Source organism: Massilia sp. S19_KUP03_FR1, from assembly GCF_036688685.1.
In the GTDB taxonomy this organism is placed as follows: domain Bacteria; phylum Pseudomonadota; class Gammaproteobacteria; order Burkholderiales; family Burkholderiaceae_D; genus JALYUM01.
The window spans coordinates 121753-134768 of record NZ_JAQQPS010000001.1 but is presented as its reverse complement, the minus strand read 5'-3'; the positions used below and the strand labels follow the sequence as shown (position 1 = coordinate 134768).

The following is a 13016-nucleotide window of genomic DNA, read 5'->3' as shown; positions in this document are numbered from 1 at the left end:
TACTATTCGCACGACCTCACTTTAAGAATTCCACGTTTCCAGTACAATCGAATCAAATTACGACTTTGGAGCATCATATGGATACCCCGCTGGCCATTGCGGCCCTGGCCGCCCTGGCCCAGGAATCGCGCCTGGCCGTGTTTCGCCTGCTGGTGCAGGCCGGTCCCGGCGGCGGCATGAACGCCAGCGACATCGCCACCACGCTCGGGCTGCCGCCGTCCTCCCTCTCCTTTCACCTGAAGGAACTGGTGCACGCCGGGCTGATTCGCGCCACCCCGAACGGGCGCTTCATCACGTATGCGGCGCAGTACGAGACGATGCAGGACCTGGTCGGTTTTTTGACTGCAAACTGCTGCGGCGGTGCCGCATGCTGATCGCTTTCCTCATCTTCGCCGTCACCCTTACCCTGGTGATCTGGCAGCCGCGCGGGCTGGGCATCGGCTGGAGCGCCGCCGCCGGCGCCGGCGTCGCGCTGCTGGCCGGCGTCATCTCGCTGGCCGACATCCCGGTGGTCTGGCACATCATCTGGAACGCCACCGGCACCTTCGTCGCGCTGATCGTCATCAGCCTGCTGCTCGACAAGGCCGGCCTGTTCGAGTGGGCCGCGCTGCATGTGGCGCGCTGGGGTGGCGGCCATGGCACCCGCCTGTTCGTGCTGCTAGTGTTATTCGGCGCGGTGGTTTCGGCAATTTTTGCCAATGACGGTGCGGCGCTGATCCTCACGCCGATCGTGATCGCCATGCTGCGCGAATTGAAATTTTCGGCGAAAGCCACGCTGGCCTACGTGATGGCGGCCGGCTTCATCGCCGACACCGCCAGCCTGCCGCTGGTGGTGTCGAACCTGGTCAACATCGTCTCGGCCGACTATTTTAAAATCAGCTTCGCCCGCTACGCGGCCGTAATGGCGCCGGTCAACGTGGTGGCGGTGCTGGCCACGCTGGGCGTGCTGCTCTGGTACTTTGGGCGCGACCTGCCGCCCACCTACGAGCTGGCCCAGTTGCGCGATCCGCGCGTGGCCATCCACGACGCGCCCACCTTTTATACCGGCTTCGGCGTACTGGCGCTGCTGCTGGTCGGCTTCTTCTGGATCGAGCCGCTCGGCGTGCCGATCAGCGCGGTGGCAGCCGTCGGCGCCGTCCTGCTGCTGCTGGCGGCGGCGCGCGGGCACCGCATCGCCGTGCGCCAGGTGATGGCCGACGCGCCGTGGCAGATCGTGATCTTTTCGCTCGGGATGTACCTGGTCGTCTACGGCCTGCGCAATGCCGGCCTGACCGGGTACGTCACCCAGGCGCTGGACTGGTGCGCGCAATACGGCGTCTGGGGCGCGGCCATGGGCACCGGCCTGTTGACGGCCGCGCTGTCGTCGGTGATGAACAACCTGCCGACTGTATTGATCGGCGCACTGTCGATCGACGCCACCACGACGCATGGCGCTGTGCGCGAGGCGATGGTGTACGCGAACGTCATCGGCAGCGACCTGGGGCCGAAAATCACGCCGATCGGCAGCCTGGCAACGCTGCTGTGGCTGCACGTGCTGGCCGCAAACGATATCCGCATTTCCTGGTCTTACTACTTCCGCGTCGGCATTGTGCTGACGCTCCCGGTGCTGCTGCTCACGCTCGCCGCCCTTGCCCTGCGCCTCTCTTGATAAGGATGCTCCATGAACGTCACCATCTACCATAACCCCGCCTGCGGCACGTCGAGGAACACCCTGGCGTTCATTCGCGAAGCCGGCATTGAGCCGACCATCATCGAATACCTGAAAACGCCGCCCGATCGCGCCACGCTGCTGGACCTGATCGCCCGGTCCGGCCTGCCGGTGCGCGCCATCGTGCGCGAAAAGCAGGCCATCTACGACGAGCTGGGTTTGGCCGGCGCGTCGGACGACGCGCTGGTCGAGGCCATGCTGGCGCACCCGATCCTGATCAACCGCCCGCTGGTGGTCATCGGCGACACGGTGCGCCTGTGCCGTCCGTCCGAAACCGTGCTGGCTCTGCTGCCGGCGGCCCCATGATTGAGCTGCCCAACGTCGATGGCGCACAGTTGCCGCTGCCGACGCCCGCGCTCCTCGCCGAAGCACCCGGCTTCGACCACCCGCCGCGCATCCTGCTGTTGTATGGCTCCCTGCGCGAACGCTCGTTCAGCCGCTTCCTGACCGAGGAAGCGGCGCGCATCCTGGAACACTTCGGCGCCGAAGTAAAAATCTTCGACCCGATGGATTTGCCGATGGCCGGCAGCGTGACCGAGGACCATCCGAAAGTGGTGGAACTGCGCGCGCTGTCGCTGTGGTCCGAGGGCCAGGTCTGGTGCAGCCCGGAGCGGCACGGCGCCATCACGGCCGTCATGAAAAACCAGATCGACTGGATCCCGCTCGAGCAGGGAGCACTGCGCCCGAGCCAGGGCCGGACGCTGGCGGTGATGCAGGTGTGCGGCGGGTCGCAGTCGTTCAATGTGGTCAACACGCTGCGCCTGCTGGGACGCTGGATGCGCATGTTTACGATTCCGAACCAGTCGTCGGTGCCGATGGCCTACAAGGAATTCGATGAACAGGGCCGCATGCGCCCGTCCGGCTATTACGACCGCGTGGTCGATGTGATGGAGGAGCTGTTCAAGATGACGCTGCTGATGCGTGGGCGCAGCGACTATCTGACCGACCGTTACAGCGAGCGCAAGGCCACCCACGCCAAAGCGATCGACGCGGCGATCGCCCGCATTTAAGCTGGCTGCGCCACCGCCACCAGCTGCTCGCGCAACCACCGGTGCGCCGGATCGGCGCTCTGGTAGTCATGCCACTGCATGCACACGCGCAGCGTCGGCATGGCCACCGGCACCGCCAGCACGCGCAGCGGCAGGCGCGCCGCGCTGTCGTGCGCCAGGCGGGTTTGCATGGTCGTGATCAATTGGGTGCCCACCACCAGCGTGGCCTGGGAGGTGAAATCGTGCGTGGTCACGGCGATGCTGCGCGTGACACCGCTGGCGGCCAGATGGCGCTCGGCCACGGTGGGGGCGCCCGGGCGGCCGAGGTGCGGCGCGACATGCCCGCAGCGCGCGAACGTCGCCAGGTCCAGCGTGGCGCCCACCTCGGTGTTGCCGTCCCAGACCACGCAGCTGTAACTGTCTTCAAACAGCAGCAGGTGCGGATGGTCCGCATCGAGGTACCCGTCCGGGACGATGGTCAGGTCGGTTTCGCCCCGGCGCAATGCCAGCCCCGTGTTTTCGATTTGCGGCAGCAGCGTGATGGTGATGCAGGGCGCCAGTGCCTGCAAGCGCCGCACCAGCGGGGCTATCAGGATCGGCACGGTATAGTCCGACACCGTGATTTTGAAGTTGCGCCGTTCGGTGGCAATCGACAGCGCGGGCCGGATCGCCACGGTCGCCTGGATCTGCAAAATCAGCTGGCGCACCGGGTCGGCCAGGTCGCGACCCAGCGGCGTCAGTTCCATCTGGCGCCCCACCTGCACCAATAAATCGTCTTCGAAGTACACGCGCAGCCGCGCCAGCATGCCGGAAATGGCCGACTGACTGACTGACAGGCGCTGCGCTGCGGCCGTGGTTTTCTTTTCGTCGAGCAGCGCATCGAGCGCGACGAGCAGGTTCAAATCAAGCCGGTTGAAGCGCATTTCCCTCTTCCATTTCAGGCAGCTATCGGTTTTCAGGATAGCAGCTGTCTGCCATCTGGCGTCCACGCATCATGCCCCACGCATAGAATGCTTACAATAAAGTTAACATAAAACAACGTTCGCAATCTCACGCCCGCAAATTATAGGACATCCCATGACGTTATATTTACGCAAGGCAATCGTGCTCGGCCTCGGCGCCCTGCTGTCCCAGGCTGCCCTGGCCCAGACCACCGACAACGCCGCCGTACTAAAGGAAAAAGCCATCCGCCAGGATGTGCAGGAAAAACAGAAGGCCCTGGCACAGTCACTGCGCAACGACACCCCGGCCCCGGTTGCCGCACCCAGCGCCCCGCTCGAACTGATCATCGATGAAACCGATTCGCCAGGAGCGACAAAATAATGACGTACGCCTTTGCCCCATCCCGTACCACCCTGGCCCGGACCAGCGTTTTGGTCCTGACGCTTGGCGCCATGGCCGTCGCCTCCGCCTATGACGTCACGCCGCGCGCGACGCCCATGGTCGGCAACGACGTCGACGCGCGCGTCGGCGCCATGATCGACAATATGAGCACCGCGGAGAAGATCGAATTCATCCGTGTCGACGACGGCCGCATGCTGCCGCTGCAGCAAGCGCAGGGTTTGCCCGGCACCGTCGCCTACGATTCGTCGATGGGCATCAACAAGAACAGCGCCACCTTCGGCGCCCAGTTCCCGTCGCCGTCGGCGCTGGCCGCCACCTGGTCGATCAACCGCGCCAAACAATTCGGCCTGGCCATCGCCTACGAAACGCGCCAGGCTGGCGCTCAGCAGATGCTCACGCCCGGCCTGAACATGTACCGCTCGCCGTACAACGGCCGCGCCGCTGAACACCTGTCCGGTGAAGATCCGTTCCTGGGCGCCGTGCTGGGGCCGGCCGTCGTCAACGCAGTCCAGGCGCAAGGCATCCAGGCGTCGGCCAAGCATTACGTGGCCAACGAGCAGGAAGCCAATCGCCAGCTGATCAACGTCAAGGTCGACGAGCGCACCCTGCGCGAAATCTACCTGCCGGGCTTCGAGTCCGTGGTCAAGAACGCGAACGTCGCCTCGATCATGTGCGGCTTCAACAAGGTCAACGCCGAATACGCCTGCGAAAACCATCACCTGATCACCGAAGTGCTCAAGGGCGAATGGGGCTACCGCGGCTTCGTGATGTCCGACTTCAACGCCATCCACAATGGCCAGAAAGGCGCCTGGGCCGGCACCGACCTGGACATGCCGAGCGGCTTGCAGTTCACCCAGGCGAACATCTGGAACTACCTGTACAGCAACCAGCTGACGATGAACGTGCTGGACGACAAAGTGCGCCGCAACCTGCGCGCCATGGTCAGCTACGGCTTCGACAAGGGCCTCACACCAGGCGGCGAACTCGATCGCAGCTACGGCGCCGCCGCTTCCCTGGCCATAGCCCGTGAAGGCATCGTGCTGCTCAAGAACGCTGACGCGTCGAGCGCCTCGCGCCACGTGCTGCCGCTGGCCACGAATGCGAAGATCGCCGTGATCGGCGACATCGCCATGCAATTGCCAGGTTCGCCGTTCGGCACCGCCTGGTCGCCACCGAGCCAGTACGTCACCACGATGGCCGGCCTGCAGCAGCTCAACGTCGACCCGGCCAACATCGTGTATATCCCGGCCTTGTCCCTGAATGCCGCCGAGTCGAGCTGGTACCAGGGCGCTGCCAGTGGCAACAGCGCGCCGGAAGCCGGCCTGAAGGCCGAGTACTTCGACAACACGACGCTGGCCGGCACCCCGGTCCTTACCCGTACCGAGCCAGGCGTGGCGTTCAACTGGCTCTCGGGCATGAACATCACCAACAACGGTACCACCCGGGTCGACGGCTTCGCGCCGAATCTGGGTGCGTTCTCGGCCCGCTTCAGCGGCACCATCAAGCCCACCGTAGACGGCGAACAGGTCTTCAAGGTGCGTGCCGATGGCGCTTATAAAGTCTGGGTCGATGGCAAACTGGTCGTCGATTTCGACGGCCTGGCGCTGTCCGGCGACGTGGTCAATGCACCCAGCCGCTTCGGCAAGACCGCGAAACTGAAGGCTGACAAGTACTACACCGTCAAGATGGAATATGCCCGCCTCGGCACCTTCTTCTTCCCGGTCCTGGGCAGCATCCAGGGTATCCAGATGAGCTGGGCGGCGCTGGCGGCGCCAGCCGACCTGGCGCAGTACGATGCCGTCGTCGTCGCCGTCGGCGTGAATGCCGAATACGAAGGCGAAGGCTTCGACCGCGAGTTCGACCTGCCGGAATACCAGGCCGAGATGGTGGCCAGCGTGGCGAAAACCAACCCGAACACCATCGTGATTGCACACGGCGGCGGGCCGTCGAACCTGCGTCCCTTCGCCAGCCGTGCCGGCGCCATCCTGCAAGCCTGGTACGCCGGTCAGTACGCCGGCCAGGCCGAAGCTGAAATCATTTACGGCAAGGTGAATCCGTCGGGCAAGCTGCCGGTCACCATCGCCAAAAACGAGAGCGACTACCCGAGCTACGCCAGCTACAACAGCGTCGCGGCCTACCAGCCGGCAGGCCTGTTCGGCGCGGCGCCGACCAGGGCCAAGCTGGAAATGACGTACTCGGAAGGCATCTACACCGGCTACCGCGGCTTCGATAAATCGAACACCAAACCCTTGTTCCCGTTCGGTTTTGGCCTGTCCTACACCAGCTACACCTACAGCGACATGACGCTGTCGTCGAACACGCTGGCCGGCGCCGAAACCATCGAGGCCAGCTTCACGCTGACCAACAGCGGCGCCGTGGACGGCTTCGAAGTGGCCCAGTTGTACGTGAGCCCGGCGGTCACATCCAAGGTCGACCGTCCGGAAAAAGAGCTGAAAGGCTTTGCCAAGGTCTTCCTGAAAGCCGGCGCAAGCAAACGCGTGACGATTCCGATCGATGCCCGTTCGCTGTCCTACTATGTGCAGAACACCGACACGTTCAACGTCGACAAGGCCAGCTACACGATCCGCGTGGGCGGCGCGTCGGACGCGCTGCCCTTGAAGCAGGTGCTCAAGGCAAGCGTGGCGCAGAAGTTATCGACCAATGCGTCGAACCCGTTGCCGCTGCCGGTGCGCCAGGCGGTACAAGTCCCGGAAAGCATGAAGTATTGAACGGTTGCTGCACCTTGAAAACCCGCTGCGGCGGGTTTTTTTGTGCGCACGGCAACACAAGTTCGTCATTCTTGTAAGTTCGCTATCATAAAGCGATCTAACCAGGAGTAACCATGACGATCGACCAAGATATCCAGCTGGCAGGCCAGCAAGCCCTTCCCTCCCACCCAGCCAACCCGCACGCGCACAGCGATGACGATAAAGTCGTCGGTGAAGAAGTGCTGCAGACGCCCGACTACAACGCGCCGCCCTCGGCAGGCGCCATCAAGTCGACCGGCGCCGCAGCCGATCCGGGCGTCGGCGGCGCCCTGGGGCAGCCGCCGTCAGCGGCGCGCGCTCAGTCTGACGCAGTCGATCAGAACGCTGAAGGCAGCAACGACGCCGAACTGGGTGAAAACCAGGGCGGCGGCGATGAGATCGCCGATGAAATGAAAGCCCGGCACTAAGCTGTGACGAACCCGCCACGCGCGGGTTTTTCATCGCCCCCGCTATATCCATTCAACTATGACGGAGTCATTCAATGATTGCAGTTAAAGGTTACGGCACCAAACATTCCTTCACCGGCCTGAAAGCTTATGCCTTCGAGCGCAAGGAAGCTGGCGCGCATGAGGTCGAAATCGCCGTCCTGTACTGCGGCGTTTGCCACTCGGACATCCACCAGGCCAAGAACGAATGGTCGAACACGGTCTACCCGTGCGTGCCGGGCCACGAAGCAGTCGGGCGCGTCACGAAAGTCGGCGCCCACGTCAGCAAACATGCGGTCGGCGACATCGTCGGTGTGGGTTGCCTGATCGACAGCTGCCGTCAATGCGAGCCATGCGGCCACGGCGAAGAAAATTATTGCGAAGGCCCGAACGGCGCGCTGGCAACCTACAACGGTCCGATGGTGCCATCGGCAGCCGGCACCGAGAATACCTATGGCCGCACGAACACCTACGGCGGCTACTCGGACGTGCTGGTGGTCGACGAACATTACGTGTTGAAGATTCCGGCCAGCCTGGCTCCCGAAGTGGCCGCGCCGATCCTGTGTGCTGGCGTGACCACCTATTCGCCGATGAAACACTGGGGCGTGAAGGCCGGTGACAAGGTTGGCATCCTGGGCTTCGGCGGCCTGGGCAACATGGCGGCGAAGATTGCCAAGGCCATGGGTGCGCAGGTGACGGTGTTCACGCGCACCGAAGAAAAGCTCGAACAAGCCACCCGGATTGGCGTGCAGGGCGTGCTGGAAACCGACAAGGATGCGCTCAAGGCCTTGAAAGGCACATTCGACTTCATCCTCTCGACGGTGCCGGAAAAGCATGACGTCAACCCCTTCGTCGCGCTGCTCAAACGCGACAAGACATTGGTCGTGGTCGGTGCGCTGGAGCTGCTCGAGCCGGTCAACAACCAGGAAGTGGCGTTCCACCGCAAGAGCGTGGCCGGCTCGCTGATCGGCAGTATTGCAGATACCCAGGAAGTGCTGGACTTCTGCGCCGCCCACCAGATCGGACCGGATATCCAGATCATCCCGATCCAGCAGATCAATGACGCGTACAAGAAGGTCATCGATGGCGACGTGCGCTTCCGCTATGTGATCGATATGGCGACCCTGAAAGAGGACACGGCGTTCAGCGAGTTCTGATCAGCCGTCCTGCCGGTTCCGGCGACACGACGGTGAAATTGATTGCGGAACAAGCCGATCCGGACTATCCTGATTGATAATGATTCGCATTCAGGATTTTACATGTCGATTTTGTTCCCGCCTGCCGCCGCACCCCAGACCACCATCCACCCCATTTTCGGCACCCGCCAGCCGGTGCTGTGCGAGAAGGACTGCTGCCCGTCCGGCCCGCGCGTCAGCACGGTGGCCGCGCCGGCCCGGCGCGCGCGCCTGGCCGAGCTCGATGCGAACATCCACTGTTCGATCGTCGGCACCTGCCTGTCCACCACCGAACTGCGCAAGCTGATCGGCCGTTACGTGCCGCAGCTATCTGGCAAGCACGCCACCGATGTCGAAATTCACCACACGGCCGTCAACCTGTCGACCGGCGGCGGCATCGTCGCCAAGGAGTTGAACAAGGCACTCGACGCGCGCCACGCGCTGACCATCAAAAAATTCCGCAGCGCGCCGCACGAGCAAGCGCTGAAAACCTTGTGGCAGGAAGCGCTGGCGCAGGGCGACGTCCCCGGCGCGTACTGGGCCTTGATGACGCACCCGGAAAGCACTTTCCTGCTGCGCTCGCAGGCGTTCGGCGAAGTGCACATGCTGTCGCACCTGGTCGGTGCCGCCAACCGTGCTGACATCCGTCGCGTCGCCGCGCTGGAAGAAGAGACCGTGCGTCTGAAACAAGCCAATGCCGCGCTGCAGGCACGCCTGAACACGGTCAACGCGCAGCATGCGGCTACGCTGGTCGAACAGGCCGCGCTGGCGCGCCAGCTGCAAAGCCGGCGCGACAGCGACGCCGCGCCCGCACAACTGGTGCTGGAGATGGCGCAGCTGCGCGCGGCGCTGCAGGAGCGCGAAGACAAGCTGTCGCTGCATGCGGCACGCCGGCAAGAGTCGGACCAGAAGCTGCTCGCGCAGCAGGCCCGCCACGATGCACTGCAAGCCGATTTTCACGCCACCCGCGACGAACTTGAAACCGCGCGCATGGAGCTGGCCGCACTCGAACAGGCGTTCGAAGACAATACCTGTGGCGCCGATACCGGCAAATCGGCGCTGCCGCCGCTGGACGGCAAATGCGTGCTGTACGTGGGCGGGCGTCCCGGCTGCGCGGAGCGCCTGTGCAAGATGGTGGCAACGGCCGGCGGCGAATTGCTGGTGCACGACGGTGGCATCGAAGACCGCCACGGTTTATTGGCCACCATGCTGCCGCGCGCGCAGATGGTGGTGTTCCCGATCGACTGCATCAGCCACAACGCCATGCACGTGGCCAGGCAGGCGTGCGCGCGGCGCGGGATTGCGTGCCACCCGATCAGAAGCGCCAGTGTGGCCAGTTTTGTCGCGCTGATGCAGCGCCTGGCGACCGACGCGCTGGTGCAAGCGCCGCCAAACGACTAGTCGAGCTTGAGCGCTTCGTCGGCTGTTTCACCGACGCCCGCATACCAGCGCCAGGTGTTGCGCCCGCAGCGTTTCGCCGCGTACAAAGCCACGTCCGCAGATTTGTACAGGTTGTTGGCCGAACTTGCATGGCCAGGACACAGGGCCACACCGATACTGGCGCTGACCTGCAAGGTATGCGATTTGAACGGCACCGGCAAGGCCAGGCTGTCGACGATGCGCTGGCAAGCGATTTCGATTCCATGGTGGCCGCTGACATTCGACAGCAACACCGCAAATTCGTCGCCGCCGAGCCGCGCCACACGGTCGGCGTCGCGCACCGCCGTGCACAGGCGCTGCGCCACTTCCACCAGCAGGGCGTCACCGGCATCGTGACCGATGGTGTCGTTGACTTCCTTGAAATGGTCCAGGTCGATAAGCAGCAGTGCAAACGGATTGCCAAGGCGGACGGCCAGCGCCACCCGGCTTTGCAGTTCATCGTTGAACAGGCGCCGGTTTGGCAGGCTGGTCAAGGGGTCGGCATACGCCAGTTGTTCCAGCTGTTGCTGGATCGCGCGCAGTTCAGCCGTCTGCTCGGCCACCAGGCCCTCCAGCTTGGCCCGATGGCGGCGCAAAAACGCCGTACGGCCTTGCACCAGGCCGAAGATCAGCCCCACGCCAGCCAGGCCCACCAGGATCTTCCACCAGATGGTCTGATACCACAGCGGTGTCACTTGCAGCGCCAGCACGCGCGGCGCCGACCAGGCGCCGTCGCCGTTCGAACCGCGCAGCATCAGCTTGTAGTCGCCGGGCGGCAGCTTGTCGTAATTGGCACGGCGGTAGCTGGCATCGGCCTTGATCCAGTCGGCGTCGTATCCCTGCAAGCGGTAGGCATAGCGGTTGCGTTCCGGCGCCGCGTAATCGAGCGCTGAAAATTCGACCCATACATTCCCCTGCCCGGCCTGCAGCACCGGCGCCGCCGCACCGGTGGCCTGGTTGAATGGCCCTGCCGGCAACGCTTTGTGGCCCACGCGAATCTCGCTGACCACCAGCGGTGCACTGTAATGGGAATCCTTGTACATGGCCGGCCGCACGACCGTCAAACCAGCCTGGCCACCGAACAGCAGCTCGCCCGTGCCGGTGACAGCGCCCGAGTTGGTCCAATGCTCAAGCACACGCACGCCCTGCGACTGTTGCAAGGTGCGCACTGCCAGCGTCACGGGGTCGATCAATACCAGGCCATCGTCGGTACTGGCCCACAGCAGCCCGGCGCCGTCTTCGAGCAGCTTGTTGACGCCGATATCAGGCAGCCCTTCCTTGAGTCCGAAGTGGCGAAACCGATGGCGCCCGGCCACGTCGCCTGATTCGAGCAGTCCAATGCCGCTACCATACACGGTCACCCACAAGCGGCCGCGGCGGTCGAACAACAGCGATGACACGTAGCCTGATGGCAGCAGACCCGGGTTGTCCGCGCCGCCTGTCATGGCCGTCGTCGCGCCGGTCACCGTGTCCAGGCGCACCAGCCCGGTCCGGGTGCCGACCCACAACGCGCTGCCAGCGCCACGCACAATGGCGGTGACCCTGGTGTCGCCCAGTGTGATGGTCTCGTGCCGCAGCACGCGCAGCACGCCATCCGGGCCGGACCCGCGCGAATCGAGCGCCCAGAGCCCGTCCGGGCCACCCATCCACAGGGTGGGGCCAATGAACGCCATCACCCACACCTGCGACGATGCATCGCGCCCCGGTATGGTGATGCGTTCGATGAACTGCCCATCCACGCTGCTGCGGAACAGGCCACGCCTGGTCCCGATCCAGACTTTGTCGTCGGGCCCGCGCACCAGTTCCAGAACCCGGCTGTCTGCGAGCGCGGCGGCGGCGGCGTCCCGGCCAGAGCGCGCCAAAGGTGTCACCGCGCCGGTTGCCGGATCGAGCACCGTGATGCCGCCACTGTTCGCACCCATCCACACGCGGCCGTCGGGCATGGCCGTGACGGTCTTGATGCTGGTGCCGCCGTTCTCCGTCAACAGCGACAGCACGGCGCGCTGGCGCGGGTCATGCAGGCTGAGCGCGCGCATGCCCGCCACCAGGACCACGCCACTGCGCTCACGCAACAGCGCCATGGCGTCGTCTTCGGGCAGGCTGGCCGGTGCATCGATGCGGTGACGCGCGCGCCGGGTGGCGCCGGTGCGCGCATCGACCATCAAAATGCCGCCGCCCTCGGTGCCCAGCCAGACCTGGCCCGGTTCTGCTTCGACGATGGCAGTGATACGCTGCTGCGCCAGGATCGGCGCCGCGCCGCTCTCGACGACCGGCACGCCTTGGTTGGCGCCGGGGGCGACCACAAAGGCGCCGTGCATCGCGGTCCCGATCCAGGTGCGCCCACCGCTGTCGCGATACAAACGCGTGGCGGCCGCGACGCCAGCACGCACGGGCAGTGCCAGCTGCACAAAATTCGCGCTGCCGGGCGCCCTGCGCCAGACGCCGAGGCGGGTGCCGATCCACAACGTGCCGTCGGCGTCGCTCTGCAGTGCACTGATGCCGCCGCTCCCGTTGGCGCCGGTCAGTAGCGCCGGAATCGGCACGGTGCTGATCTTGCCATCGGCATCGAGATGATCGAGTCCATTGCCGGTACCGATCCACAATCCGGCCTTGTTATCGTCGGCAAGCGCAGCCACCGTGCCTTTCACCTGCCCAGCCTGCGCGGCGCCGTAGGTGACAAATTTATCCTGGGTGGCATCGTAGCGCGCCAGGCCCCCGGCGCCCGTGCCGATCCAGAGGCGGCCAAGCGGATCGTTATGCAGGCATAGCACATACGAATCCGGCAGCGCGCCTGTGGTCGCGGCATCGGCAACGTAGCGTTTGAACGTATAACCGTCCCACCGCACCAGGCCCCTTTTGGTACCCATCCAGACAAATCCGTCTTTGTCCTGGGCCAGAGTGACGGTATTCGCAACGACGCGCTCGCTGTAGGATTTGAACACTGGCTCGCCCAGCGCCGACCACGGATCCGCGGCCGGCGGCGCCCCTGCAGCGGCATGCACCAGCCCAGGCAGCATGGCCCAGCACAGCCACATGCGCCACCTGCCGGCGCGCAAACCTCGCGCGGCAAAATACTCCGCCACGCGCAGCGCGCACTTGCTGCACCACGCCATATCACCAATAGATACCATACGTACCACCGATAAAGTAACCTTGCGGATTTACAATCGCGTTTCGCAAGGACACTA

Annotated in this window: 11 protein-coding genes; 9 read left to right on the top strand and 2 right to left on the bottom strand. The window is 64.5% G+C overall.

Going from position 1 to position 13016, the window contains the following annotated elements; genetic code table 11:
* Nucleotides 1-77: 77 nt before the first annotated feature.
* Genes V6M87_RS00585 through arsH form a run of 4 tightly spaced genes read left to right on the top strand, consistent with a single transcriptional unit; the run spans nt 78 to nt 2718 of the window.
* On the top strand, nt 78-374 hold the full coding sequence (locus V6M87_RS00585; RefSeq protein ID WP_332847774.1) for an ArsR/SmtB family transcription factor: 297 nt from the start codon (nt 78-80) through the stop codon (nt 372-374).
* A complete protein-coding gene (locus V6M87_RS00580) occupies nt 368-1648 on the top strand; it encodes an arsenic transporter (RefSeq protein ID WP_332847773.1) in 1281 nt (426 codons plus the stop codon). The genes V6M87_RS00585 and V6M87_RS00580 overlap by 7 nt, the downstream gene beginning before the upstream one ends.
* Before the next feature lie 12 nt (nt 1649-1660).
* Nucleotides 1661-2014 carry an arsenate reductase (glutaredoxin) gene (gene arsC, locus V6M87_RS00575; protein WP_332847772.1) on the top strand — a complete coding sequence of 118 codons (354 nt, stop codon included), beginning with the start codon at nt 1661-1663 and terminating at the stop codon, nt 2012-2014.
* Entirely contained in the window at nt 2011-2718 is a 708-nt protein-coding gene (arsH, locus tag V6M87_RS00570) for an arsenical resistance protein ArsH (RefSeq protein ID WP_332847771.1), read from the top strand. The genes arsC and arsH overlap by 4 nt, the downstream gene beginning before the upstream one ends.
* On the opposite strand, the gene V6M87_RS00565 is transcribed toward arsH, so the two are convergent.
* Nucleotides 2715-3620, bottom strand: a complete 906-nt coding sequence (locus tag V6M87_RS00565) for a LysR family transcriptional regulator (protein WP_332847770.1) — start codon at nt 3618-3620, stop codon at nt 2715-2717. The two genes, arsH and V6M87_RS00565, sit on opposite strands and share 4 nt — an antisense overlap.
* A 154-nt stretch (nt 3621-3774) precedes the next feature.
* On the opposite strand from V6M87_RS00565, the gene V6M87_RS00560 reads away from it, so the two are divergent.
* From V6M87_RS00560 to V6M87_RS00540, 5 genes are all read left to right on the top strand, one after another.
* Entirely contained in the window at nt 3775-4020 is a 246-nt protein-coding gene (locus V6M87_RS00560) for a hypothetical protein (protein WP_332847769.1), read from the top strand.
* Nucleotides 4020-6770 (top strand): beta-glucosidase, encoded by a 2751-nt coding sequence (locus V6M87_RS00555; RefSeq protein ID WP_332847768.1) that lies wholly within the window; start codon nt 4020-4022, stop codon nt 6768-6770. The genes V6M87_RS00560 and V6M87_RS00555 overlap by 1 nt, the downstream gene beginning before the upstream one ends.
* Nucleotides 6771-6883: 113 nt before the next feature.
* Nucleotides 6884-7216, top strand: a complete 333-nt coding sequence (locus tag V6M87_RS00550) for a hypothetical protein (RefSeq protein WP_332847767.1) — start codon at nt 6884-6886, stop codon at nt 7214-7216.
* Nucleotides 7217-7290: 74 nt separating this feature from the next.
* Nucleotides 7291-8391 (top strand): NAD(P)-dependent alcohol dehydrogenase, encoded by a 1101-nt coding sequence (locus V6M87_RS00545; RefSeq protein ID WP_332847766.1) that lies wholly within the window; start codon nt 7291-7293, stop codon nt 8389-8391.
* Between the two features lie 102 nt (nt 8392-8493).
* Nucleotides 8494-9810 (top strand): DUF2325 domain-containing protein, encoded by a 1317-nt coding sequence (locus V6M87_RS00540; protein ID WP_332847765.1) that lies wholly within the window; start codon nt 8494-8496, stop codon nt 9808-9810.
* On the opposite strand, the gene V6M87_RS00535 is transcribed toward V6M87_RS00540, so the two are convergent.
* Nucleotides 9807-12863 (bottom strand): diguanylate cyclase domain-containing protein, encoded by a 3057-nt coding sequence (locus V6M87_RS00535; RefSeq protein ID WP_332847764.1) that lies wholly within the window; start codon nt 12861-12863, stop codon nt 9807-9809. The two genes, V6M87_RS00540 and V6M87_RS00535, sit on opposite strands and share 4 nt — an antisense overlap.
* Nucleotides 12864-13016 lie beyond the last annotated feature (153 nt).

Coding starts and splice junctions, on each gene's coding strand:
- arsH (WP_332847771.1), top strand. CDS start 2,011: ATGATTGAGCTGCCCAACGTCGATGGCGCACAGTTGCCGCTGCCGACG.
- arsC (WP_332847772.1), top strand. CDS start 1,661: ATGAACGTCACCATCTACCATAACCCCGCCTGCGGCACGTCGAGGAAC.
- V6M87_RS00560 (WP_332847769.1), top strand. CDS start 3,775: ATGACGTTATATTTACGCAAGGCAATCGTGCTCGGCCTCGGCGCCCTG.
- V6M87_RS00545 (WP_332847766.1), top strand. CDS start 7,291: ATGATTGCAGTTAAAGGTTACGGCACCAAACATTCCTTCACCGGCCTG.
- V6M87_RS00550 (WP_332847767.1), top strand. CDS start 6,884: ATGACGATCGACCAAGATATCCAGCTGGCAGGCCAGCAAGCCCTTCCC.
- V6M87_RS00585 (WP_332847774.1), top strand. CDS start 78: ATGGATACCCCGCTGGCCATTGCGGCCCTGGCCGCCCTGGCCCAGGAA.
- V6M87_RS00540 (WP_332847765.1), top strand. CDS start 8,494: ATGTCGATTTTGTTCCCGCCTGCCGCCGCACCCCAGACCACCATCCAC.
- V6M87_RS00565 (WP_332847770.1), bottom strand. CDS start 3,620: ATGCGCTTCAACCGGCTTGATTTGAACCTGCTCGTCGCGCTCGATGCG.
- V6M87_RS00580 (WP_332847773.1), top strand. CDS start 368: ATGCTGATCGCTTTCCTCATCTTCGCCGTCACCCTTACCCTGGTGATC.
- V6M87_RS00535 (WP_332847764.1), bottom strand. CDS start 12,863: ATGTGGCTGTGCTGGGCCATGCTGCCTGGGCTGGTGCATGCCGCTGCA.
- V6M87_RS00555 (WP_332847768.1), top strand. CDS start 4,020: ATGACGTACGCCTTTGCCCCATCCCGTACCACCCTGGCCCGGACCAGC.